At 73.0% G+C, this 22,161-nt stretch carries 20 protein-coding genes and 1 pseudogene; 8 read left to right on the forward strand and 13 right to left on the reverse strand.

Going from position 1 to position 22,161, the window contains the following annotated elements; all coding sequences use genetic code 11:
* Positions 1–4 precede the first annotated feature (4 nt).
* The 3 genes from IE219_RS09285 to IE219_RS09295 all read left to right on the forward strand — a co-directional run bounded on the left by IE219_RS09285 (position 5) and on the right by IE219_RS09295 (position 2,714).
* Positions 5–625: an L-threonylcarbamoyladenylate synthase gene (locus IE219_RS09285; protein WP_189976116.1), complete on the forward strand. Its 621-nt coding sequence runs from the start codon at positions 5–7 to the stop codon at positions 623–625.
* Between the two features lie 104 nt (positions 626–729).
* Positions 730–2,199 (forward strand): AlkA N-terminal domain-containing protein, encoded by a 1,470-nt coding sequence (locus tag IE219_RS09290; RefSeq protein ID WP_189976117.1) that lies wholly within the window; start codon positions 730–732, stop codon positions 2,197–2,199.
* 11 nt (positions 2,200–2,210) lie between these two features.
* Entirely contained in the window at positions 2,211–2,714 is a 504-nt protein-coding gene (locus IE219_RS09295) for a methylated-DNA--[protein]-cysteine S-methyltransferase (RefSeq protein ID WP_189976118.1), read from the forward strand.
* On the opposite strand, the gene IE219_RS09300 is transcribed toward IE219_RS09295, so the two are convergent.
* On the reverse strand, positions 2,711–3,436 hold the full coding sequence (locus IE219_RS09300) for an SIR2 family NAD-dependent protein deacylase (RefSeq protein WP_189976119.1): 726 nt from the start codon (positions 3,434–3,436) through the stop codon (positions 2,711–2,713). The genes IE219_RS09295 and IE219_RS09300 overlap by 4 nt on opposite strands.
* Before the next feature lie 65 nt (positions 3,437–3,501).
* Between IE219_RS09300 and IE219_RS09305 the strand changes: the two genes are divergently transcribed.
* Complete coding sequence (locus tag IE219_RS09305) at positions 3,502–3,705, forward strand: type II toxin-antitoxin system VapB family antitoxin (protein ID WP_189976120.1); 204 nt, start codon at positions 3,502–3,504, stop codon at positions 3,703–3,705.
* 41 nt (positions 3,706–3,746) lie between these two features.
* Here the strand turns inward: IE219_RS09305 and IE219_RS09310 are convergent, their stop codons facing one another.
* Positions 3,747–4,241, reverse strand: a complete 495-nt coding sequence (locus IE219_RS09310) for an NUDIX domain-containing protein (protein ID WP_189976121.1) — start codon at positions 4,239–4,241, stop codon at positions 3,747–3,749.
* Between the two features lie 28 nt (positions 4,242–4,269).
* On the reverse strand, positions 4,270–5,943 hold the full coding sequence (locus tag IE219_RS09315) for a BCCT family transporter (protein WP_189976122.1): 1,674 nt from the start codon (positions 5,941–5,943) through the stop codon (positions 4,270–4,272).
* 112 nt (positions 5,944–6,055) lie between these two features.
* Between IE219_RS09315 and IE219_RS09320 the strand changes: the two genes are divergently transcribed.
* The 3 genes and pseudogenes from IE219_RS09320 (at position 6,056) to IE219_RS31650 (ending at position 8,311) form a co-directional block, all read left to right on the forward strand.
* Positions 6,056–7,207, forward strand: a complete 1,152-nt coding sequence (locus IE219_RS09320; RefSeq protein ID WP_189976123.1) for a glycerate kinase — start codon at positions 6,056–6,058, stop codon at positions 7,205–7,207.
* Between the two features lie 99 nt (positions 7,208–7,306).
* Positions 7,307–7,726, forward strand: a pseudogene (locus IE219_RS31645) (GNAT family N-acetyltransferase); the annotation flags it as partial.
* A 75-nt stretch (positions 7,727–7,801) separates the two neighbouring features.
* Complete coding sequence (locus tag IE219_RS31650; RefSeq protein ID WP_229849705.1) at positions 7,802–8,311, forward strand: GNAT family N-acetyltransferase; 510 nt, start codon at positions 7,802–7,804, stop codon at positions 8,309–8,311.
* Between the two features lie 78 nt (positions 8,312–8,389).
* Here IE219_RS31650 and pssA read toward each other — a convergent pair whose 3' ends face one another.
* The 9 genes from pssA to IE219_RS09370 form a co-directional block, all read right to left on the reverse strand.
* On the reverse strand, positions 8,390–9,265 hold the full coding sequence (gene pssA / locus IE219_RS09330) for a CDP-diacylglycerol--serine O-phosphatidyltransferase (protein ID WP_189976403.1): 876 nt from the start codon (positions 9,263–9,265) through the stop codon (positions 8,390–8,392).
* On the reverse strand, positions 9,258–9,914 hold the full coding sequence (locus IE219_RS09335; RefSeq protein ID WP_189976125.1) for a phosphatidylserine decarboxylase: 657 nt from the start codon (positions 9,912–9,914) through the stop codon (positions 9,258–9,260). Before IE219_RS09335 ends, pssA begins: the two co-directional genes overlap by 8 nt.
* A 169-nt stretch (positions 9,915–10,083) precedes the next feature.
* On the reverse strand, positions 10,084–11,289 hold the full coding sequence (locus tag IE219_RS09340) for an acyl-CoA dehydrogenase family protein (RefSeq protein WP_189976126.1): 1,206 nt from the start codon (positions 11,287–11,289) through the stop codon (positions 10,084–10,086).
* A 2-nt stretch (positions 11,290–11,291) separates the two neighbouring features.
* A complete protein-coding gene (locus IE219_RS09345; RefSeq protein ID WP_189976127.1) occupies positions 11,292–11,804 on the reverse strand; it encodes a MaoC family dehydratase in 513 nt (170 codons plus the stop codon).
* Positions 11,805–11,808: 4 nt separating this feature from the next.
* Entirely contained in the window at positions 11,809–12,831 is a 1,023-nt protein-coding gene (locus IE219_RS09350) for an HpcH/HpaI aldolase/citrate lyase family protein (RefSeq protein ID WP_229849678.1), read from the reverse strand.
* Positions 12,828–14,879 carry an ethylmalonyl-CoA mutase gene (locus IE219_RS09355; protein ID WP_189976128.1) on the reverse strand — a complete coding sequence of 684 codons (2,052 nt, stop codon included), beginning with the start codon at positions 14,877–14,879 and terminating at the stop codon, positions 12,828–12,830. The genes IE219_RS09350 and IE219_RS09355 overlap by 4 nt, the downstream gene beginning before the upstream one ends.
* Before the next feature lie 14 nt (positions 14,880–14,893).
* Positions 14,894–16,231: a crotonyl-CoA carboxylase/reductase gene (gene ccrA, locus IE219_RS09360; RefSeq protein ID WP_189976129.1), complete on the reverse strand. Its 1,338-nt coding sequence runs from the start codon at positions 16,229–16,231 to the stop codon at positions 14,894–14,896.
* Between the two features lie 418 nt (positions 16,232–16,649).
* Positions 16,650–17,534, reverse strand: coding sequence for a TetR family transcriptional regulator (locus IE219_RS09365; protein ID WP_189976130.1), 885 nt, complete (start codon positions 17,532–17,534; stop codon positions 16,650–16,652).
* Between the two features lie 100 nt (positions 17,535–17,634).
* Positions 17,635–19,416 (reverse strand): 3-hydroxyacyl-CoA dehydrogenase family protein, encoded by a 1,782-nt coding sequence (locus IE219_RS09370; protein ID WP_189976131.1) that lies wholly within the window; start codon positions 19,414–19,416, stop codon positions 17,635–17,637.
* A 405-nt stretch (positions 19,417–19,821) separates the two neighbouring features.
* Between IE219_RS09370 and IE219_RS09375 the strand changes: the two genes are divergently transcribed.
* Complete coding sequence (locus tag IE219_RS09375) at positions 19,822–20,457, forward strand: HEAT repeat domain-containing protein (protein WP_189976132.1); 636 nt, start codon at positions 19,822–19,824, stop codon at positions 20,455–20,457.
* Between the two features lie 31 nt (positions 20,458–20,488).
* Here IE219_RS09375 and IE219_RS09380 read toward each other — a convergent pair whose 3' ends face one another.
* The gene (locus tag IE219_RS09380; protein WP_189976133.1) at positions 20,489–22,117 is read right to left on the reverse strand and encodes an alpha/beta hydrolase; all 1,629 of its coding nucleotides are present in this window, start codon (positions 22,115–22,117) and stop codon (positions 20,489–20,491) included.
* Between the last annotated feature and the right edge of the window lie 44 nt (positions 22,118–22,161).

Below are 22,161 nucleotides of genomic sequence, written 5' to 3' on the forward strand. Positions count from 1 at the left end.
CCCCATGGCGAAGTACATCGACGTGCACCCCGACAACCCCCAGCCGCGCATCATCGACGGCGTGGTCGACTCCCTCCGGAAGGGCGGGCTCATCGCCTACCCCACCGACTCCTGCTACGCCCTCGGCAGCCGCATCGGCAACCACGACGGCCTCACCCGCATCCGGGAGATCCGCCGCCTCGACGACCGCCACCACTTCACCCTCATGTGCGCGGACTTCGCCCAGCTCGGCCAGCTCGTGCACATCGACAACCGCGTCTTCCGCGCCGTCAAGGCCGCCGTCCCCGGCGCCTACACCTTCATCCTGCCCGGCACCAAGGAGGTGCCCCGCCAGCTCCTGCACCCCAAGAAGAAGACCGTCGGCGTCCGCATCCCCGACCACGTCGTCACCCAGGCGCTCCTCGCCTCCCTCGGCGAGCCGCTGCTCTCCAGCACCCTCCTGCTGCCCGGCGAGGAGGAGCCGCTGACCCAGGGCTGGGAGATCAAGGAGCGGCTCGACCACCAGGTCGACGCGGTCCTCGACTCCGGCGACTGCGGCACCGTCCCCACCACCGTCGTCGACTTCTCCGGCGACGAGCCCGAGATCCTCCGCGTCGGCGCCGGGGACCCCACCCGCTTCGAGTGACCCCGGAAGCGGCCGGTGGCCCGGACCGGGCCCGCCGCCCGCGCCGGACGTCCATGTCGTTTTCCTGCCAGCCCCGAGGCCGGGCGTCCGGCGATCCTGGATCCATGCACACCCAGACCGAGCGCTGCGTACGGGCCGTCCAGTCCAAGGACGCCCGCTTCGACGGCGTCTTCTTCACCGCCGTCCGCACCACCCGGATCTACTGCCGCCCCAGCTGCCCGGCCGTCCCGCCCAAGCCCGGGAACATGGAGTTCCACCCCAGCGCCGCCTCCTGCCAGCGGGCCGGCTTCCGCGCCTGCAAGCGGTGCCGCCCCGACACCAGCCCCGGCTCCCCGGAGTGGAACGTCCGCGCCGACGCCGTCGCCCGCGCCGTCCGCCTCATCCAGGACGGCGTCGTCGACCGCGAGGGCGTCCCCGGCCTCGCCCGCCGCCTCGGCTGGTCCACCCGCCAGATCGAACGCCAGCTCCTCGCCGAACTCGGCGCCGGACCGCTCGCCCTGGCCCGCGCCCAGCGCGCCCAGACCGCCCGCGTCCTCGTCGAGACCACCGCCCTGCCCCTCGGCGAGATCGCCTTCGCCGCCGGCTTCTCCTCCATCCGCTCCTTCAACGACACCGTCCGCGCCGTCTTCGCCCTCACCCCCGGCGAACTCCGCGCCCGCGCCGCCCGCCCCGCCGCCCCCCACACCCCCGGCACGCTCACCCTCCGGCTGCCCTTCCGCGCCCCCCTCGAACCCTCCAACCTCTTCGGCCACCTCGCCGCCACCGCCGTCCCCGGCGTCGAGGAGTGGCGCGACGGCGCCTACCGCCGCACCCTCGCCCTCCCGTACGGGCACGGCATCGCCGCCCTCGCCCCGCGCCCCGACCACATCGCCTGCCGGCTCTCCCTCACCGACCCCCGCGACCTCACCCACGCCATCAGCCGCTGCCGCCGCCTCCTCGACCTCGACGCCGACCCGGTCGCCGTCGACGACCGGCTCCGCGCCGACCCGCTGCTCGCCCCGCTCGTCGGCAAGGCGCCCGGCCGCCGGGTCCCCGGCACCGTCGACCCCGCCGAGTTCGCCGTCCGCGCCGTCCTCGGCCAGCAGGTCTCCACCGCCGCCGCCCGCACCCACGCCGCCCGGCTCGTCACCGCCCACGGCGTCCCCGTCGAGGACCCCGAGGGCGGCCTCACCCACCTCTTCCCCACCCCCGAGGCGCTCGCCGGACTCGACCCGGAGACCCTGGCCATGCCCCGCGGCCGCCGCACCACCCTGCTCGGCCTCGTCACCGCCCTCGCCGACGGCACCCTCGCCCTCGGCCCGGCCGCCGACCGCGCCGAGACCCGCGCCCGGCTGCTCGCCCTGCCCGGCTTCGGCCCCTGGACCACCGACCTCATCGCCATGCGGGCGCTCGGCGACCCCGACGCCTTCCTCCCCGGCGACCTCGGCGTCCGCCGCGCCGCCGAAGGGCTCGGCCTGCCCGGCACCCCCGCCGCCCTCACCGCCCGCTCCGCCGACTGGTCCCCCTGGCGCGCCTACGCCGTCCAGTACCTGTGGGCCACCGGCGACCACCCCGTCAACCTCCTCCCCGCGTAAGGAAGTCCCCCATGCCCCGCACCGTCGTGCACACGGTCGTGGACAGCCCCTACGAGCCGCTGACCCTGGTGGCCGTGGACGGCGTCCTCAGCCGCCTGCACATGACCGGCCAGCGCCACCGCCCGCCCGAGGAGACCTTCGGCGCGCCCGACCCCCGCCCCTTCACCGAGGCGGTCCGCCAGCTCGACGCCTACTTCGCGGGCGACCTCACCGTCTTCGACCTGCCGCTCCACCTGGAGGGCACCCCGTTCCAGCTGCGCGTCTGGGAACAGCTCCGGCACATCCCGTACGGGGAGACCCGCAGCTACGGCGAACTCGCCGAGGCCCTCGGCAACCCGGGCGCCTCCCGCGCCGTCGGCCTCGCCAACGGCAAGAACCCGATCGGCGTCATCGTCCCCTGCCACCGGGTCGTCGGCTCCGGCGGCTCCCTCACCGGCTACGGCGGCGGCCTCGACCGCAAACGCCGCCTCCTCGCCCTCGAAGCGGGCGGCCCGACCGCCGGAGCCCTCTTCTAACCGAGCGGGCCGAGCCGGTCGAGCAGGGCGGGCAGGGCGGTGCCGATCGGCTCGCGCAGCACCTCGTGCGCCAGCGGGTCGTACGGGGTCGGCTCGGCGTTCACGATGATCAGCCGGGCCCCGTGCTCGGCCGCCATGCCCGCCAGCGAGGCGGCCGGCTGCACCTGGAGGCTGGTGCCGACCGCGACGAACACCTCGGCCGCCTTGGCGATCGACATGGCGTTCCCCAGCACCACCGGGTCGAGGTTCTGCCCGAACATCACCGTCGCGGGCTTGAGGATCCCGCCGCAGGCCCGGCACGCCGGATCGGGGTCGCCCGCCTCCAGCCGCTCCAGCGCCTCCGCCATCGGGGAGCGGGCGTGGCAGGCCGTGCACACCACCGACCGGACGGTGCCGTGGAGTTCGAGGACCTTCCGGTCCGGCGTCCCGGCGGCCTGGTGCAGCCCGTCCACGTTCTGCGTGAGCACCCGCAGCGCGTTCCCGGTGCGCCCGTACGCGGCGATCGCGCGGTGTGCCGCGTTCGGCTCCGCCGTCAGGACCGGCGCGTCCCGCCGCATCAGCCACGAGCGGCGGCGCACCTCGGGGTCGGCCATGTACGGCCCGTAGGTGACCAGCCGCTCGGCCTCCGGGTCCCGCCGCCAGAGCCCGTTCGGCCCCCGGTAGTCCGGGATGCCCGAGTCGGTGGAGATGCCGGCACCGGTGAGAATCGCGACCATGGTCATGCCCGGCAGGGTAGGCACCGCCGAACCGCTCCGCGAACGGGTTTTCCGGTGCTAGGTTCCCGGTCATGGCCAAGGTGAACATCGCGCTCGACGCGGAACTCGTCGTGGAAGTCATGGTCCTGGCGGGCGTCGGCAGCCCGCAGGACGCCGTGGAGGCCGTCGTCCGCGACTACATCGCGCGCGGCCACCGCACCGAGGCCAGGACCGCCAGTCGGGACGAGGGCCACCGCACCGGCGAGACGCTGCCGCCCGAGCCCCAGCAGGGCTGAGCGGCGGCGCCCCGGCGCCCGCACGTCCCGGGGCGCCCGGGTCAGTCCCGGGACGGGCGCCCGTCCTCCAGTTCCACCGGGCCGCCCCCGGCCGCCAGCGCGTCCAGCGCGGCCAGCACCCGCAGGCCCAGGCTCCCCGGCAGGTGGGCGGTCACCTCCGACGGCTCGACCAGCCGCCAGGAGAGCAGCTCCTCCTCCTGGAGCCGGATTCCCGCCAGCAGTTCGGGGGACAGCACCCCGCCGTCGTAGACGTACGCGACGATCGGCGGCCGGGCCGGGCCGCGCACCCAGTCGACCACGAGCAGCGCTCCGGGCGCCACGTCGAGCCCGATCTCCTCGGCGGTCTCCCGGCGGGCCGCCCGCCGGGGCGACTCGCCCGTGTCGGACTCGACCGTGCCGCCCGGCAGCGTCCAGCCCTCCCGGTAGTTCGGCTCCACGAGGAGGACCCGGCCCCCGGCGTCCCGGAAGAGGACGGCGGCACCGGCCAGGACCCGGGGCAGACCGGCGATGTACGTGGCGTAGTCGGTGGTGGTCATCCCGTCAGCGTACGCCCGCCGCCACGGCTCACTCGTCCTCCTCCGACCCCGTCCGGGACCGGGCCGCCCGGCGCAGCCGCTGGTGCCGGGACGGGTTCTGCTCCGTCATCGCCTCGCCGACCAGCGTCCGCACCGCGTCCCGCAGTCCGTGCAGCGCCTGGTGCCGGGCCGGGCCCGCGCCCGGGTCCTCCCGCAGCTCCTTCAGGAGCGCCCAGCACAGCCCCAGCATCACCACCACGAACGGCAGCGCCACCAGGATCGTCGCCGTCTGGAGCGAGTTCAGGCCGCCCGCCACCAGCAGCACCGCCGCCACGGCCGCCATCAGCACGCCCCACGTCACCACCAGCCACGTCGGCGGGTGCAGCGAGCCCCGGCTGGTCAGCGACCCCATCACCAGGGAGGCCGAGTCGGCGCTGGTGATGAAGTACGTCATCACCAGCAGCATCGCCACCACCGAGGTGACCGTGCCCAGCGGCAGGGCCTCCAGCATCGCGAACAGCGACGCCTCCGCGCCGTCCTTGACCGCCGTCGCCAGGTCGGCCGCGCCCGTCGACTGGAGCCGGATGGCCGTCCCGCCCATCACGCAGAACCACACCACTGTCGCCCCGGACGGCACGAGCAGCACGCCCACCAGGAACTCCCGGATCGTCCGGCCGCGCGAGATCCGGGCGATGAAGGTGCCGACGAACGGGGCCCAGGACAGCCACCACGCCCAGTAGAAGATCGTCCAGGCGCCCAGCCACGTCCGGTCGGTGAAGGCGCCGGTCCGGCTCGCCATCGGCAGCAGCTGGTGCAGGTAGCCGCCGACCGAGGCCGGGATCGTGTCCAGGATGTAGACGGTCGGGCCGAGCAGGAAGACGAAGAGGGCCAGGCAGGCGGCCAGCACGATGTTCAGCGTCGACAGCCACTTCACGCCCTTGTGGAGCCCGGAGAAGGCCGACAGGACGAAGGCGGCCGACAGCGCGGCGATGATGACCAGTTCGGTCGTGGTCGAGTCCGCGACGCCCATCGTGATGTCCAGGCCCTCGGCGACCTGGAGGGCGCCCAGGCCCAGGCTGGTCGCGGTGCCGAAGACGGTCGCGAAGACCGCCAGCAGGTCGATCGCCTTCCCCTGCCAGGACCCCGCCCGGCGCTCGCCCAGGAGCGGCACGAAGGCGCTGCTCAGCCGGTTGCCCCGGCCCTTGCGGAAGCCCGCGTAGGCCAGCGCCAGGCCCGCGATGCCGTAGATCGCCCACGGGGTCAGCGTCCAGTGGAAGAAGGAGTACTCCATCGCCGTGCGGGCCGCCGCGCCCGTCCCCGCCGGGGCGCCGCTCGACGGCGGCGGGCTCAGGAAGTGCTGGAGCGGCTCCCCGACCCCGTAAAACATCAGGCCGATGCCCATGCCGGCGCTGAACATCATCGCGATCCACGCCAGGTTGGTGAACTCCGGTTCGGAGTCGTCCGCGCCCAGCCGGATCCGGCCGAAGCGGCTGAACGCGATCACCACGCAGAGCACCAGGAAGGTGTCGGCGGCGACCACGAAGAGCCAGGCGAAGTTGTTCAGGACCCAGGCCAGGGCCGAGGAGGAGGCGCGGTCGAAGGAGTCCCCGCCCAGCGCCGCCCAGGCGACGACCGCGACGACGGCGGCGATGCCGACGCCGATCACCGTGGCGTCGGGCGCGTGCCGCTCGGGGGTCGACCGCTCGTGCGTATCCGTGCTCATGTGAGCCCACTATGGTCTGACATGTCCGGTTATCCGGGGGTGGCACGCCGTCTGGCCCTCCGGATAGGGTCGGCCACGGCGCGACTGCACGTTCGAAAGCAAGGGATGCAAGGTGACGGACGGAGCAGCAACTCAGGTCGCTCACGTGCTGGTGGCGGCCGACAAGTTCAAGGGTTCGCTCACGGCCGTGCAGGTCGCGGAGCGGGTCACGGCGGGGCTCCGCGAGGTCGTCCCCGGCCTCTCGGTCGAGGCCCTGCCCGTCGCCGACGGCGGCGACGGCACGGTCGCGGCGGCCGTCGCGGCCGGATTCGAGCGCCGCGAGGTGCGGGTCACCGGCCCGGTCGGCGCACCGGTCACCGCCGCGTACGCGCTGCGCGGCACCACGGCGGTCGTCGAGATGGCGGAGGCGTCCGGCCTCCAGCTCCTGCCCCCCGGCGAGTTCGCCGCCCTCACCGCCACCACGTACGGCTCCGGCGAACTGCTGCGCGCCGCGCTCGACGCCGGTGCCACCACGCTCGTCTTCGGCGTCGGCGGCAGCGCCACCACCGACGGCGGCGCCGGCATGCTCGCCGCGCTCGGCGCCCGCTTCCTCGACGCGGCCGGCGAGCCCGTCGGCCCCGGCGGCGCGGCCCTCGCGGACCTCGCCTCGGCCGACCTGAGCGGCCTCGACCCGCGCTTCGCCGAGGTGGACCTCGTCCTGGCCAGCGACGTCGACAACCCGCTCACCGGCCCCAAGGGCGCGCCCGCCGTCTACGGCCCGCAGAAGGGCGCCACCCCCGAGGACGTGGCGACCCTCGACGCGGCCCTCTCCCACTACGCGCTCGTCCTGGAGAAGGCGATCGGCCCCCGGGCCACCGAGCTCGCCGCCTCCCCGGGCGCGGGCGGCGCCGGCGGCATCGGCTACGGTGCCCTCCTCCTCGGCGCGGGCTTCCGCCCCGGCATCGAGCTGATGCTGGAGGTCCTCGGCTTCGCCCCCGCCCTGGAGCGCGCCACCCTGGTCATCACCGGCGAGGGCTCCCTCGACGAGCAGACCCTCCACGGCAAGGCCCCGGCGGGCGTCGCGGCGGCGGCCCGCGCGGCGGGCAAGGAGGTCGTCGCGGTCTGCGGCCGGCTCGCCCTCGCCCCCGAGGCCCTCGGCGCGGCCGGCATCCGCCGCGCCTACCCGCTCTCGGCCCTGGAGCCCGACCCGGCCAGGTCCATCCCGAACGCGGGCCCCCTCCTGGAGCGGGTGGCCGCCCAGATCGCCCGCGACTTCCTGGCGTGACCCTCCCGGGCGGGCCGCCCTGCGCGGCGGCCCGCCCGGGGGAGGCGCCCGCAAAGAGTCCGTCACCTCCGGGAAACACCCGGGTGTGATCCTCGCGCCATGAACGCGCTCATCGAGGAGAACCGCTCCCACCCGCACCTCGCCGCCCTCCTGGCCGCCTACCACCTCGCCAACCAGGAGGCGAAGGGCAGCCCGGTCGCCGACGCCGCCGCGCTGCCCGGCGCGTACCGCCGGGAGACCGAGGACCCGGCCGCCGCCTTCGCCGCCGACACCGTCCTCCTCGCCACCCCCGCCGGGGCGGACGCCCCCGCGGGCTGCGTCGTCCTCAAGGCCGCGCGCGACGGCGCCGCGCCCGAGGTCAAGCGGCTCTGGGTGGCGCCCGGGGCCCGCCGCAGGGGCCTCGCGCGGGCGCTCGTGACCGAGGCCCTGCGCCGGGCGCGGGACGCCGGGGCGCCCCTCGTACGGCTCACCGTGTGGGACCGGCTGCCGGGGCCGCTCGCGCTCTACCGGGAGCTCGGCTTCCGGGTCGTCCCCTCCTGGGACGCGCGGCCGGGCCTGCTGTGCCTGGAGAAGCCGCTCGCGGACCGGATCGGGATGCTCGCGCCCAGGGACGTACGGGCGCACGCGGCGGGCGGCCTCGCGGACCTCCTCGTGGACGCCGTCGACGACGGCGCCTCCGTCGGCTTCCTGGCGCCGCTCGACCCGGCGCGGGCCGCCGACTGGTGGACCTCGGCGGCGCGGGAGACCGCGCGCGGCGTCCGCGAGGTGTGGGCGGCGCACGGCCCCGACGGCGCCCTCACCGGTGTCGTCACGCTGGTCCGCACCACCACCCCCAACGGCCGCCACCGGGGCGAGGTCGCCCGGCTCCTCGTGCACCGCTCCGCCCGCGGCCGGGGGCTCGGCCGCCGCCTGCTCGCCGCCGCCGAGGCCCACGCGGCCGCCACCGGCCTCACCCTCCTCGTCCTGGACACGCGGACGGGCAGCCCCGCCGAGCGGCTCTACCGGGGCGCGGGCTGGACCGCCGCCGGGACGATCCCGGAGTACGCCTCCGATCCGGCCGGCACCCCGCGCGCCACGACGCTCTACTACAAGCGCCTCGGCTGAGGGGGCCGGGCCCGGGAACGCCGAAGGGCCCGGAAGCGGAAAGCTTCCGGGCCCTTCGCCCTGTCCGTGACCGGCGGGTCAGCGCAGCTGCGCCGCCTCCGCCTGCCGCGCCTCCCGGCTCTCGCGCCGGTTGCCGCGGAAGGTGTTCACCCGCCGGGCCGTCGCGAAGAGGGGGATCACGGCGCCCAGCACGACCTGGAGGGCGCAGCCGGTCTGGAGCAGGAACGCCCCGCCCGGCGCGTCGAAGGCCCAGGCGGCCAGCATGGCCATGGCGCCGACGATCCAGCTGAGCATCGCCGCCGCGAGGACGCCCCGCGGCTTCGGGTACTCGACCCGGCTCACCATCAGCCACGCGGTGCCGATGATCGCGAGCAGCGTCGGGATGAACGGCAGCTCCAGGAGGATGATCGAGACCACCGTCAGCGCGCCGAAGGGGCTCGGCATGCCCTGGAACATGCCGTCCTTCATCGTCACGCAGGAGAACCGCGCCAGCCGCAGCACCACCGCGAGCAGCACCACGATCGCGGCGACCGCCGAGACCTTCTGCTGCGCGTCGTCCGCGACCATGCCGTAGACGAGCACGAAGTACGCCGGGGCCAGACCGAAGCTGATCAGGTCCGAGAGGTTGTCGAGCTCGGCGCCCATCGGCGAGCTGCGGAGCTTGCGCGCCACGATGCCGTCGAAGAGGTCGAAGATCGCCGCGCACAGCATCAGTATCACGGCGGTGGCGGCGCTGTTGCGCGCCATCCCCGTCTCCGTGCTGCCGGTGAGGTGCGGGATGAGGATGCCCGTGGTGGTGAAGTACACCGCCATGAAGCCACACGTGGCGTTACCGAGCGTGAGGGCGTCCGCTATGGACAGCCTCAACGAGAGAGGCATCTCCTCGGCCTCTTCGGCCGACTCGGCCTCGGGGCCCGCAGCCCAGTCGGCGGCCCGTGTGTCGGGATCAATCACGGTCAATGCGAGTCACCCCCGCGGTCGTGGTCTGGCCGACCTCGACGGCGACCTCGACACCCTCCGGGAGGTAGATGTCGACCCGCGAGCCGAAGCGGATCAGACCGATCCGGTCACCCTGCTCGACCTTCGTCCCCTGCGGGATGTACGGCACGATGCGCCGTGCCACGGCACCCGCGATCTGCACCATCTCGATGTCGCCGAGCTCGGTGTCGAAGTGCCAGACGACGCGCTCGTTGTTCTCGCTCTCCTTGTTGAACGCCGGCACGAAGCCGCCGGGGACGTGCTCGACCGACGTCACGGTCCCGGCGAGGGGAGCGCGGTTGACGTGCACGTTCAGCGGGCTCATGAAGATGGCGACCCGGGTCCGCCCGTCCTTCCACGGCATGATGCTCTGCACCACGCCGTCGGCGGGGGAGATGACCCGGCCCTGAGCGATCTCGCGCTCGGGGTCGCGGAAGAACCACAGCATGCCGGCCGCGAGAGCGGTGACCGGCACGGCGAGCGCACGGGCGCGCGGCGACGTGCGCGCGCGCGCGAGGCTCAGCGCCGCGGTGGCGACGGTCGGCAGGAGCCACGGCGACGCTCCGCGTGCGATGCGTACGCCCTTGAGGCTGTCGCGGTGTGCAGAGTTTGGGCTGTGGGGCATGGATGACCTTCGTAGCGGATGATGCCGCGCTGGCAACGGGGGACGGCGGCTTTCCGGCGATGCTATCGGTTGCGGGGCGCAACTGGGCAAGCCAGGAACCGAGTCGACGGCCGGAAGACGAACACGGGGTGTGATCTTCTTCGCGGCCGAATCGACTCAAAGCCGACAATCAGCCCTGGAAGCGGTACTCCTCCAGGAGCCGGCGACCAATGATCATTTTCTGGATCTCGGCGGTACCTTCACCGATGAGCAGCATCGGCGCCTCGCGGTAGAGACGCTCGATCTCGTACTCCTTCGAGAACCCGTAACCACCGTGGATGCGGAAGGCATCCTCCACGACCTCCTTGCAGTATTCGGAGGCGAGGTACTTCGCCATCCCCGCTTCGAGGTCGTTTCGCTCCCCGGAGTCCTTTTTGCGTGCTGCATTGACCATCATCGCATGGGCGGCCTCGACCTTGGTAGCCATTTCGGCCAGCTTGAACTGGATGGCCTGGTGCTGGGCGATGGGCTTGCCGAAAGTGTGACGCTGCTGGGCGTACTGGACACCGAGTTCGAAAGCACGCTGCGCGACGCCGCAGCCACGGGCCGCCACGTTCACACGGCCGACCTCGACGCCGTCCATCATTTGGTAAAACCCTCGGCCGGTGGTCCCGCCCAGGACCCGATTGGCCGGAATGCGCAGTCCGTCCATGATGAGCTCGGTCGTGTCGACGCCCTTGTAGCCCATCTTGTCGATCTTGCCGGGAATGGTCAGGCCCGGACGGACCTCGCCGAAGCCCGGCTCCTTCTCCACCAGGAAGGTCGTCATCGACTTGTGCGGCGCGGTGCCCTCGGGGTGGCCTTCGTCACTTCGCACCAGGACGGCGACCAGGGTGGACGTACCGCCGTTCGTCAGCCACATCTTCTGGCCGTTGAGGACGTACTCGTCGCCGTCCCTGACCGCCTTGGAGGTGATCGCCGACACGTCCGAGCCGAGGCCCGGCTCCGACATCGAGAAGGCGCCGCGCGTCTCGCCGGCCGCCATCCGCGGCAGGAAGTGCTCCTTCTGCTCCCGCGTGCCGTGCTGCTTGAGCATGTACGCCACGATGAAGTGGGTGTTGATGATGCCGGAGACCGACATCCAGCCACGGGCGATCTCCTCCACGCACAGCGCGTAGGTGAGCAGCGACTCGCCCAGGCCCCCGTACTCCTCGGGGATCATCAGGCCGAAGACGCCGAGCTCCTTGAGCCCGTCCACGATCTGCTGGGGGTACTCGTCGCGGTGCTCCAGCTCCGTCGCGACCGGGATGATCTCCTTGTCGACGAAGTCCCGCACGGTGGCGAGGATCTCCTGCTGGACGTCGGTCAGGCCGTGGGTCTGGGCGAGTCGCGCCATGGCTACTTCTCCTGCTGCTTGAGTTCGGGGCGGCCGGGCTGCTCGCCACCGCGCGCGTCGATGTACTCGGCGGTCGGCACCATCACCTTGCGGCGGAAGACGCAGACCAGGGTGCCGTCCTGCTTGTAGCCCTTGGTCTCGACGTACACGATGCCGCGGTCGGTCTTCGACCTCGATGGGGTCTTGTCGAGGACGGTCGTCTCGCCGTAGATCGTGTCGCCGTGGAAGGTCGGCGCCACGTGCCGCAGCGACTCGATCTCCAGGTTGGCGATGGCCTTGCCGGAGACGTCCGGCACGGACATGCCGAGCAGCAGCGAGTAGATGTAGTTCCCGACCACCACGTTCCGCTTGAAGTCGGTCGTGTTCTCCGCGTAGTTCACGTCCATGTGGAGCGGGTGGTGGTTCATGGTGAGGAGGCAGAAGAGGTGGTCGTCGTACTCGGTGACCGTCTTTCCCGGCCAGTGCTTGTAGACCGCACCGACCTCGAACTCCTCGTAGGTACGTCCGAACTGCATGGTCCTACGCCTCCGGGATCTCGAACTTGCTGGTGCGCTGCATGCCGGCCGCGCGGCCCTTGCCCGAGACGACCAGCGCCATCTTGCGGCTGGCCTCGTCGATCATCTCGTCGCCGAGCATCGCGGAGCCCTTCCTGCCGCCGGCCTCGGACGTGTGGTACTCGTACGCGTCGAGGATCAGCTCGGCGTGGTCGTAGTCCTCCTGCGAGGGCGAGAAGATCTCGTTCGCGGCGGCGACCTGGTCCGGGTGGAGCACCCACTTGCCGTCGAAGCCCAGGGCCGCGGCGCGCCGCGCGACCGCCCGGTAGCCCTCCTGGTTGCGGATCTGGAGGTAGGGGCCGTCGATCGCCTGGAGGTTGTTGGCGCGGGCGGCCATCAGGATGCTCATCAGGATGTGGTGGTACGCGTCCGCCGGGTAGCCGGGCGGCTGCTCGCCGACGACCAGCGACTTCATGTTGATGGAGGCCATGAAGTCGGCCGGGCCGAAGATGATCGTCTCGACGCGCGGGGACGCCTGCGCGATGGCGTTGACGTTGTTCAGGCCCTGCGCGTTCTCGATCTGCGCCTCGATGCCGATCTTGCCGACCTCGAAGCCCATGGTCTTCTCGATCTGGGTGAGGAGCAGGTCGAGGGCGACGATCTGCTGGGCGTCCTGGACCTTCGGCAGCATGATGCAGTCGAGGTTCTGGCCGGCGCCCTCGACGACGGTGACGACGTCGCGGTACGTCCAGTGGGTCGTCCAGTCGTTGACGCGGACCACGCGGGTCTTGCCGGTCCAGTCGCCCTCGTTCAGGAACTTCACGATGGTGTGCCGGGCCTCGGGCTTGGCCAGCGGGGCGCAGGCGTCCTCCAGATCGAGGAAGACCTGGTCGGCGGCGAGGCCCTGGGCCTTCTCCAGGAAGCGGGGGTTGGAACCGGGCACCGCGAGGCAGGAGCGGCGGGGGCGCAGCCGGTTCACGGAAGGGGCCGCCGCGTAGCCGCTTCCGGTGGGGACGGAGGCGGGAGACGGGTGGGCGGTGCTGGTCATGCGGGGACCTCCAGGGAGTCGAGCTTGTTCGCTTTCCGGATCTCGTCGACGATACGGCCGATGATCTCGGTGATGCCGAAGTCCTTCGGGGTGAAGACGGCGGCGACGCCCGCCCGGCGCAGTTCCTCGCCGTCGGCGTTCGGGATGATGCCGCCGACCACGACCGGGATGTCGGCCGCGCCGGCGTCCCGGAGCAGGTCGAGGACATCGGGCACCAGCTGGGCGTGGGAGCCGGAGAGGATCGACAGGCCGACCGCGTGCACGTCCTCCTCCAGGGCGGCGTCCACGATCTGCGCCGGGGTGAGCCGGATGCCCTGGTAGACCACCTCGAACCCGGCGTCGCGGGCGCGCACGGCGATCTGCTCGGCGCCGTTGGAGTGGCCGTCCAGACCGGGCTTGCCGACGAGGAAGCGGAGCTTGCCGACGCCCATGTCGGCGGCGGTCCGCTCGACCCGGCCGCGGACCTCGGCCAGCGGGGAGCCGGCCTCGACCGGCACGGCGACGGGGGCGGAGGAGACGCCGGTGGGGGCCCGGTACTCGCCGAAGACCTCGCGCAGCGCCCCGGCCCACTCGCCGGTGGTGACGCCGGCGCGGGCGCACTCCAGGGTGGCCTCCATGAGGTTCTCGGTGCCGCGCGCGGCCTCCTTGAGCTGCTCCAGGGCCTGCTGGGTGGTGGGGAAGACGAACGGGTCGCCGTTGCCCTGCCGGTCGGTGGACTCCTGCCGCTCGGCGCGCCAGCGGCCGACGGCGGCGACGACGCGGGCCTCGACGGCCGGGTCGACGGTCTGGATCGCGGTGTCGAGGTCGGCGGTGAGCGGGTTGGGCTCGGTCGACTCGAAGACGTTGACGCCGACGATCTTGTCCTCGCCGGACTCGATCCGGGCCCGCCGCTCGGCGTGCGAGGAGACCAGCCGCGCCTTGAGGTAGCCGGACTCGACGGCGGCCATGGCGCCGCCCATCTCCTGGATGCGCTCGATCTCGGCGAGGCACTCGGTGACGAGGGCGTCGACCTTGGTCTCGATCACGTGCGAGCCGGCGAAGATGTCCTCGTACTCCAGGAGGTCGGACTCGTGGGCGAGGACCTGCTGGATGCGCAGGGACCACTGCTGGTCCCAGGGCCGGGGGAGGCCGAGGGCCTCGTTCCAGGCGGGGAGCTGGACGGCGCGGGCGCGGGCGTCCTTGGAGAGGGTGACGGCCAGCATCTCCAGGACGATCCGCTGGACGTTGTTCTCCGGCTGGGCCTCGGTGAGGCCGAGCGAGTTGACCTGCACGCCGTAGCGGAACCGCCGCTGCTTGGCGTCCAGGATGCCGTACCGCTCGCGGGTGATGGTGTCCCAGATGCGGCCGAAGGCGCGCATCTTGCACATCTCCTCGATGAAGCGGACGCCCGCGTTCACGAAGAACGAGATGCGGGCGACGACCTCGCCGAACCGCTCCTCGGGCACCTGGCCCGAGTCGCGGACGGAGTCGAGCACGGCGATCGCGGTGGACATCGCGTAGGCGATCTCCTGGACCGGGGTGGCTCCCGCCTCCTGCAGGTGGTAGCTGCAGATGTTGATGGGGTTCCACTTCGGGATGTTGTTGACCGTGTAGCAGATCATGTCCGTCGTGAGGCGGAGCGAGGGGCCGGGCGGGAAGACGTGCGTCCCGCGCGACAGGTACTCCTTCACGATGTCGTTCTGGGTGGTGCCCTGGAGCAGGGCGACGTCCGCGCCCTGCTCCTCGGCGGCCACCTGGTAGAGCGCCAGGAGCCACATCGCCGTGGCGTTGATGGTCATCGAGGTGTTCATCTGCTCCAGGGGGATGTCCTGGAACAGCCGCCGCATGTCGCCGAGGTGCGAGACGGGGACCCCGACCCGGCCGACCTCGCCGCGGGCGAGGACGTGGTCGGGGTCGTAACCCGTCTGGGTCGGCAGGTCGAAGGCGACCGACAGACCGGTCTGGCCCTTGGCGAGGTTGCGCCGGTACAGCTCGTTGGACGCCTCGGCGGTGGAGTGGCCGGCGTAGGTCCGCATGAGCCACGGCCGGTCCTTCTGACGCTCAGTCATGTGTGGCCCCGGGTTCAGATGTTGCGGAAGCGGTTGATGGCGTCGAGGTGCTCGGCCCGCAGTTCCTCGTCGCGGACGCCGAGGCCCTCCTCGGGGGCGAGCGCGAGGACGCCGACCTTGCCCTGGTGGAGGTTGCGGTGGACGTCGTAGGCGGCCTGGCCGGTCTCCTCCAGGGAGTAGACCTTGGAGAGGGTGGGGTGGATCTTGCCCTTGGCGATCAGGCGGTTGGCCTCCCACGCCTCGCGGTAGTTGGCGAAGTGCGAGCCGATGATCCGCTTCAGCGACATCCACAGGTAGCGGTTGTCGTACTCGTGCATGTAGCCCGAGGTCGAGGCGCAGGTGGTGATGGTGCCGCCCTTGCGGGTGACGTAGACGGAGGCGCCGAAGGTCTCGCGGCCGGGGTGCTCGAAGACGATGTCGATGTCCTCGCCGCCGGTGAACTCGCGGATCTTGGAGCCGAAGCGCTTCCACTCGCGCGGGTCCTGGGTCCGCTCGTCCTTCCAGAAGCGGTAGCCCTCGGCGTTGCGGTCGATGACCGCCTCGGCGCCCATCGAGCGGCAGATGTCGGCCTTCTCGGGGGAGGAGACGACGCAGATCGGGTGGGCGCCGCCGGCCAGGGCGAACTGGGTGGCGTACGAGCCGAGGCCGCCGCTGGCGCCCCAGATGAGGACGTTGTCGCCCTGCTTCATGCCGGCGCCGTTGCGGGAGACGAGCTGGCGGTACGCGGTGGAGTTGACCAGGCCGGGGGCCGCCGCCTCCTCCCAGCTGAGGTGCTTCGGCTTGGGCATCAGCTGGTTCGACTTGACCAGGGCGATCTCGGCGAGGCCGCCGAAGTTGGTCTCGAAGCCCCAGATGCGCTGCTCGGGGTCGAGCATGGTGTCGTTGTGGCCGTCCGAGGACTCCAGCTCGACGCTCAGGCAGTGGGCGACGACCTCGTCGCCGGGGGTCCAGGCGTTGACGCCGGGGCCGGTGCGCAGGACGACGCCGGCCAGGTCGGAGCCGATGACGTGGTACGGCAGGTCGTGCCGCTTGGTGAGCTCGGAGAGGCGCCCGTACCGCTCCAGGAAGCCGAAGGTCGACATCGGCTCGAAGATCGAGGTCCAGACCGAGTTGTAGTTGACGGAGCTGGCCATGACGGCGACGAGGGCCTCGCCGGGGCCGAGCTCCGGGACCGGGACCTGGTCGAGGTGGAGCGACTTGCGGGGGTCCTTGTCGCGGCTGGCGAGGCCGGCGAACATCTCCGTCTCGTCCTTGTGGACGGTGACGGCCCGGTACGACTCGGGGAGCTTGATGTTCGCGAAGTCGGCGGACGTGGAGTCCGGCGACTGGATCGCGTCCAGGATGTCCTTCACGGGGTGCCTCCGGCGGTGAACGTCCGTTGCGCGGACGCTGAGGGTTGCGTCGGGGAGTGCTGCTGCTGTGGAGGTGTGCCGTCGGTTCGGCGGGGTGTTGCTGGCGACGCCCGGGTGGGGCGTGAGGGGTGCCTGTGACGCAGGCGTCCGGGCGCGCGGCCGCAGGGGCCGCGGGGACAGTCGGAGCGCGGGGTTTCCCGGTGCTCCGGCCGCCCGGACACCCTCAACGTATGGCACGCCGTGTCACGTGACAAGGCACTGCGTGCCAACAATTTCTCTCAGATGTAAAAAGGTGTTCACGAATGAGCGATGATCGATCGAATCGCCGCTGAAAACCGCCCTGAGCTGGGCGAACGCGACGAGGGCCGCTCCCCGTGATCGGGGAGCGGCCCTCGTGTCGGAGGCCGGAAGCCGTGCTTCAGCCGTGGGCGAGTGCCCGCTGGATGGTCCGCATGACCTCGTCGAGCGGTGCGTCCGTCCGGGCGACGGCGACCACCACGTCGCCCGACGCGGCGGCCGTCACGGCCGGCCCGCGGTCCGCCGGGGCGGGGGCGTGCGAGGGGGCCGCGGACGGCGCGCCGGGAACGGCGGACGCGGAGGCGGCGGAGGGGATGGCGGGGCCGGGACGGCCCGCGCCTATGCCGGTGCCGAAGGTCTCCCGGACGATCGCGAAGGCGCGGTCCAGCTGGGCCTCCACGTCGCCCTGCCCGCCGGCCCGCAGCCAGCGCCGCAGCACGTGGTTGTGGGCGGTGACCACGGCCGAGGCCGCGACCTCGGCGAGCAGCGGATCGTCGTTGCCGTCGTGGTGGTCGCGCTCGTCGAAGTGGCCGAGCAGATAGCGGGTGAAGAGGCGCTCGTAGCGGGCCACCGAGGCGATCTCCCGCTCGCGCAGGGTCGGCACCTCGCGGGTCAGCCGGTAGCGGGCCACGGAGATCGCGGGGGCGCCCGCGTACATCTTCATGACCTCCTTGATGCCCCGGCACACGGTGTCCAGCGGGTGCTCGTGCGGCGGCGCCGCGTTCAGCACCGCCTCGGCGCGCACCAGCGTGTCGTCGTGGTCCGGGAAGATCGCCTCCTCCTTGGACCGGAAGTGGCGGAAGAAGGTCCGCCGGGCCACCCCGGCCGCCGCCGCGATCTCGTCGACGGTGGTGGCCTCGTACCCCTTGGTCGCGAAGAGCTCCATCGCGGCGGAGGCCAGCTCCCGCCGCATCTTCAGCCGCTGCGCGGCGGCGCGGGTGCCCGCCGGGCTCTCCTGAGCGTCGGACGGGGAGGTGGCACGGGGTGTCTTCACGGCCTTGGGCATGACCCGAACGTACTGCATCCGCGCAGGTGCGTGCGCCCGTGGGGGCGGGCCGCCGGGGGGCTCCAGCAGCCCGCCCCACCCCCTCGGACCCTCCGGGGGCTCAGCGCCGGGCATATTCGCGGAAGCCGCGCCCCGTCTTGCGGCCCAGGCAGCCGGCCGCCACCAGGTGCTCCAGGAGCGGCGCCGGGGCCAGGCCCGGGTCGCGGAACTCGCGGTGCAGCACCTTCTCGATGGCCAGCGAGACGTCCAGGCCGACCACGTCCAGGAGCTCGAACGGCCCCATCGGGTAGCCGCCGCCCAGCTTCATCGCCGCGTCGATGTCGTCCAGCGTCGCGTAGTGCTCCTGCACCATCTTGACCGCGTTGTTCAGGTACGGGAACAGCAGCGCGTTCACGATGAAGCCGGCCCGGTCGCCGCAGTCCACCCCGTGCTTGCGGATCTTCGCGGTGACCTCGCGGACGGTGGCGTGCGTGTCGTCGGCGGTCAGCACGGTCCGGACGATCTCCACCAGCTTCATCGCCGGCGCCGGGTTGAAGAAGTGCATGCCGATGACGTCCTGCGGCCGGGAGGTCGCGCGGGCGCAGGCCACGACCGGCAGCGAGGAGGTCGTGGTGGCCAGCACCGCGCCCGGCTTGCAGACCTTGTCCAGGCGGCCGAACAGCTCCTGCTTGACCGCCAGGTCCTCGGCGACCGCCTCGACCGCCAGGTCCACCCCGGCGAAGGCGTCCAGCGAACCGGCCGGGGAGATCCGGGCCAGCGTCTCCTCGCGGGCCTCCTCGGTCAGCCGCCCCCTGGCCACCGAGCGGGCCAGCGAGGAGCCGATGTACGCCTTGGCCGCGTCCGCCTTCTCCTGCGAGCGGGCGGCGAGCACGACCTCGTACCCGGCCTTGGCGAAGACCTCCGCGATGCCGGAGGCCATCGTCCCGGAGCCGGCCACGCCCACCGAGCGGACCTCGCGGCCCGCGCCGTCCGCGCCCGGGGCGGCCGGGGTCCGCGCGTCCGCGACCTTCTCGGCCGCGCCGGGGGCCGCGTAGGTGTAGAAGCCGCGGCCCGCCTTGCGGCCGGTCAGCCCGGCCTCGGAGAGCTGCTTGAGGATCGGCGCCGGGGCGTGCAGCCGGTCGTGCGACGCCTGGTACATGGCGTCCAGGACGGTCCGGGCGGTGTCGATGCCGACCAGGTCGAGCAGTTCCAGCGGGCCCATCGGCAGGCCGCAGCCCAGCTTCATCGCGGCGTCGATGTCCTCGCGGGAGGCGTAGCGGGCCTCGTACATGGCGGCGGCCTGGTTCAGGTAGCCGAAGAGGAGGCCGTCGGCGATGAAGCCGGCCCGGTCGCCGACCGCGACCGGCTCCTTGCCGAGGTCCTGGGCGAGCCGGGTGACCGCGTCGACCGCCCGCGGGTCGGTGAGCACCGAGGAGACCACCTCGACCAGCTTCATCGCCTGGACCGGCGCGAAGAAGTGCAGGCCGAGGACCCGCTCGGGGTGCGCCGAGTCGGCGGCGAGCCGGGTCACCGAGAGCGCGTTGGTGCCGGTGGCGAGGATCGCGTCCGGGCGGACGATGCCGTCCAGCGCCCGGAACACCTCCCGCTTGGTCTCGTACGACTCCGGCACCACCTCGACGACGAGGTCGGCCGGGGCGGCGTCGGCGAGGCCGGAACCGACGCGGAAGCGCGCCAGCGCCTCCCGCCGCTCGTCCTCGGTGAGCCGGCCGCGGGCCACCGCGCGGGCGGTGGACGCCTCCAGGGCGGCGACGGCGCGGGCGCCCGCGGTCTCGTCGGCGTCGATGCCGACGACCTCGCGGCCGGCCCGGACGAGGACGTCGGCGATGCCGGTGCCCATGGTGCCGAGACCGACGACGGCGATGGTGGAGAGAGGGGTGTCCATCAGGAGACTCCTGGGAGGAAGAGTGACGACTGAGAGCGGTGCGCACGGGGAAACGCGCGAGAACGCACGGAAACGCGCGAGGCCGTGCGGGAACGCGCGGGAATTCGAGGAGGGCGCGGAAATACCGGGAGCCCGGCCGGCCGCGCGAAGGCGGCGCCGAGGGTGCGGGATACGGGCCCGGCGCACGGCGGCGAGGGCCTGGAAAGAAGGGAGAGGAAGCGGGCTCTGTCCCTGAGCCGCGCCGAGAACCACCGAACCGACCAGCGTCCGCCACGGCTGCGTCACCAGGCCGCGGCGGGAAGTGCGGGGGTTCCCCGCTCACTTGAGACTAACCGGCCGGTAACGAGCGCGCCAGTCCCGGGAAGTCGAGAAAATGTGATGTGGATCGCGGATAGCCTCGGATTCATGGAAATCGCGGAAGGCATGGCCGGAGATCCCGAATTCTGCTCGATGATCGATCGATTGCGCGAAGAGGGCGTTGCCTCCGCCGGAGCCGAGAACGGGGGAGGGGCCCTTCCCGCCGTATTCGCGGAAGTCGTCCGCACCCCCGACCCCGAAGAACTCCACCGGCTCCTCACCGCCCCCGGACAGCCGCTCTGGGCCCGCGAGATCGCCGCCTACCGGCTCGGCGTCACCGGCGACCGCCGCGCCTTCGAGGCCCTCGTCCTCCTCCTCAACCACCGCGACCCCGAGCGCTGCGTCAGCGCCGCCCACGCCCTGCGGCGGCTCGGCGACCCGCGCACCGCCCGCGCCGCCGCCGCCCTCGCGACCAACGAACTCCGGGCCGCCTACGCGCTCCTGCCGGTCCGGCTCCTCACCGACCTGCGGGCCCCCGAGTCCGCCCCGGCGCTCATCACCGTCCTGGAGCGCCGCCTGGCGGCCGGCGACCCCCACTGGCGGGTCGGCCTCGCCTGCGCCGAGGGCCTCGGCGCGCTCGGCGACCCGAGCGCCCGGGGGGTTCTCGAAGCGGCGCTGCCGCACCCGCGCCTCGGCCGCGCCGCCGAGCGCTCCCTCACGCTGCTCGGCGGCCCCGACCTCTGAGGCCGGGGCCGCCGAGCGGGTCGGGGCGGGGTCAGCGGACGTGGCCGAGGAGGCCGTGCAGGGTGGTCCCGGCGGCCCGGGAGACGGAGGCGCGGACCCCCTCCCCGGAGTTCTTCCGCGCGCCGGACTTCGCGGGCGTGGCCGGGTCGGGCTTCGGGGCCGGGAGGGCCGCGCAGGTCGCGTCGACCTCGCCGCCGTCCTCGGCGCGCGGCACGGCGCCGGTGGCGAGGTAGGCGGCCAGCCGGTCGTCGAGGCAGGTGTTGCCCGCGAGGGTCACGCCGTGGTTCCCGCCGCCCTCCTCGACGACCAGGCTGGAGCCCCGGAGCATCCGGTGCAGGGCGAGGGCGCCCTCGTACGGGGTGGCGGCGTCGTTCGTGGCCTGGAGGACGAGGACCGGCGGGAGCTGGTCGTTGCTGACGTCCGGCGGGCTGAGCGGCTCCACCGGCCAGAAGGCGCAGGGCGCGTTGTACCAGGCGTTGTTCCAGGTGGAGAAGGGCGCCTTGGCGTGGACGTCCCAGGTGTCCTTCCGCCACACGTTCCAGTCCCGGGGCCAGGGGGCGTCGCGGCACTGGACGGCGGTGTAGACCGAGTAGCCGTTGTCGGCGGCGGCGTCCGCCTCGCCGTACCGCTCGTAGGCGGCCTTCAGCGGCTCCGGGTCCCCGTCGTTCACGTACGCGGCGAACGCGGTCGCCAGCGCGGGCCAGTAGCCGTCGTAGTAGCCGCCGGGCAGGAAGGTGTCCTCCAGCTCGCCCGGCCCGACCTCGCCGTCCACCGGGGAGTCGCGCAGCTCCGCGCGCATCCGGTACCAGGCCGCCTCCACCGCCGCCGGGTCCCCGCCCAGGTGGTAGCTCGCGTCGTTCTTCGCGATCCAGGCCATGAAGTCCTTGTGCCGGGAGTCGAAGGCGAGGTCCTGCGCGATGTTGTCCTCGTACCAGACGCCGTGCGGGTTGACGACCGAGTCCAGGGCCATCCGCCGGACCCGCTCGGGGTACAGCCGGGCGTAGACCGCGCCCAGGTAGGTGCCGTACGAGTAGCCGAGGTAGTTGATCCGCTCGGCGCCCAGCGCCCGCCGGATCAGGTCCAGGTCGCGGGCGGTGCTGACGGTGTCGATGTACGGCAGCACGTCCGCGTGCTTCTTCCCGCAGGCGGCGGCGAACGCCTGGGCGCGGTCCACCGAGACCCGCTCGGCGTCCCGGCCGCGCGGCACCGAGTCGGGGCGCACCGGGTCGAAGTGGCCGGGCCGGCAGTCGAGCGCGGGCTCGCTCCTGCCGACCCCGCGCGGGTCGAAGCCGATGACGTCGTACGCGGCGGACACCCCGGGCGGCAGCGCGGCGGCCACGTAGCCCGCCATGCCCCGGCCGCTGCCGCCCGGACCGCCGGGGTTGACCAGGAGCGGGCCCTGGGAGGTCTTCGCGGTGTGCGGGACCCGGGTGAGCGCGAGCCGGATGCTCCGGCCGGCCGGGTCGTCGTGGTCGAGCGGCACCGGGAGGGTGGCGCACTGGAGTCTCGGGTACGCCTGGGTGCCGCAGTCGGTCCAGGCGAGCGGGGGGAGCGGGCGGGGGGCCGGCGCACCGGTGTCCGCGGCGGACGCGGGCAGGACAGTGAAGGTCCCGGCGACCAGCGCCCCAGCGGCGATCAGCATTCCTGCGCGGGTGGTCATGGAGCGTGGAGTGCCCGGTGGGGCGCGGGACACGACCTGTCCGG

Origin of the sequence: Streptomyces termitum (genome assembly GCF_014650175.1) — a bacterium.
Taxonomy (GTDB): Bacteria; Actinomycetota; Actinomycetes; order Streptomycetales; family Streptomycetaceae; genus Streptomyces; species Streptomyces termitum.

What these genes read in the sequence shown, in the direction of transcription:
- IE219_RS09285 (WP_189976116.1), top strand. Translation starts at nt 5, where the DNA reads ATGGCGAAGTACATCGACGTGCACCCCGACAACCCCCAGCCGCGCATC.
- IE219_RS09290 (WP_189976117.1), top strand. Translation starts at nt 730, where the DNA reads ATGCACACCCAGACCGAGCGCTGCGTACGGGCCGTCCAGTCCAAGGAC.
- IE219_RS09295 (WP_189976118.1), top strand. Translation starts at nt 2,211, where the DNA reads ATGCCCCGCACCGTCGTGCACACGGTCGTGGACAGCCCCTACGAGCCG.
- IE219_RS09300 (WP_189976119.1), bottom strand. Translation starts at nt 3,436, where the DNA reads ATGACCATGGTCGCGATTCTCACCGGTGCCGGCATCTCCACCGACTCG.
- IE219_RS09305 (WP_189976120.1), top strand. Translation starts at nt 3,502, where the DNA reads ATGGCCAAGGTGAACATCGCGCTCGACGCGGAACTCGTCGTGGAAGTC.
- IE219_RS09310 (WP_189976121.1), bottom strand. Translation starts at nt 4,241, where the DNA reads ATGACCACCACCGACTACGCCACGTACATCGCCGGTCTGCCCCGGGTC.
- IE219_RS09315 (WP_189976122.1), bottom strand. Translation starts at nt 5,943, where the DNA reads ATGAGCACGGATACGCACGAGCGGTCGACCCCCGAGCGGCACGCGCCC.
- IE219_RS31650 (WP_229849705.1), top strand. Translation starts at nt 7,802, where the DNA reads ATGCTCGCGCCCAGGGACGTACGGGCGCACGCGGCGGGCGGCCTCGCG.
- IE219_RS09335 (WP_189976125.1), bottom strand. Translation starts at nt 9,914, where the DNA reads ATGCCCCACAGCCCAAACTCTGCACACCGCGACAGCCTCAAGGGCGTA.
- IE219_RS09340 (WP_189976126.1), bottom strand. Translation starts at nt 11,289, where the DNA reads ATGGCGCGACTCGCCCAGACCCACGGCCTGACCGACGTCCAGCAGGAG.
- IE219_RS09345 (WP_189976127.1), bottom strand. Translation starts at nt 11,804, where the DNA reads ATGCAGTTCGGACGTACCTACGAGGAGTTCGAGGTCGGTGCGGTCTAC.
- IE219_RS09350 (WP_229849678.1), bottom strand. Translation starts at nt 12,831, where the DNA reads ATGACCAGCACCGCCCACCCGTCTCCCGCCTCCGTCCCCACCGGAAGC.
- IE219_RS09355 (WP_189976128.1), bottom strand. Translation starts at nt 14,879, where the DNA reads ATGACTGAGCGTCAGAAGGACCGGCCGTGGCTCATGCGGACCTACGCC.
- IE219_RS09365 (WP_189976130.1), bottom strand. Translation starts at nt 17,534, where the DNA reads ATGCCCAAGGCCGTGAAGACACCCCGTGCCACCTCCCCGTCCGACGCT.
- IE219_RS09370 (WP_189976131.1), bottom strand. Translation starts at nt 19,416, where the DNA reads ATGGACACCCCTCTCTCCACCATCGCCGTCGTCGGTCTCGGCACCATG.
- IE219_RS09375 (WP_189976132.1), top strand. Translation starts at nt 19,822, where the DNA reads ATGGAAATCGCGGAAGGCATGGCCGGAGATCCCGAATTCTGCTCGATG.
- IE219_RS09380 (WP_189976133.1), bottom strand. Translation starts at nt 22,117, where the DNA reads ATGACCACCCGCGCAGGAATGCTGATCGCCGCTGGGGCGCTGGTCGCC.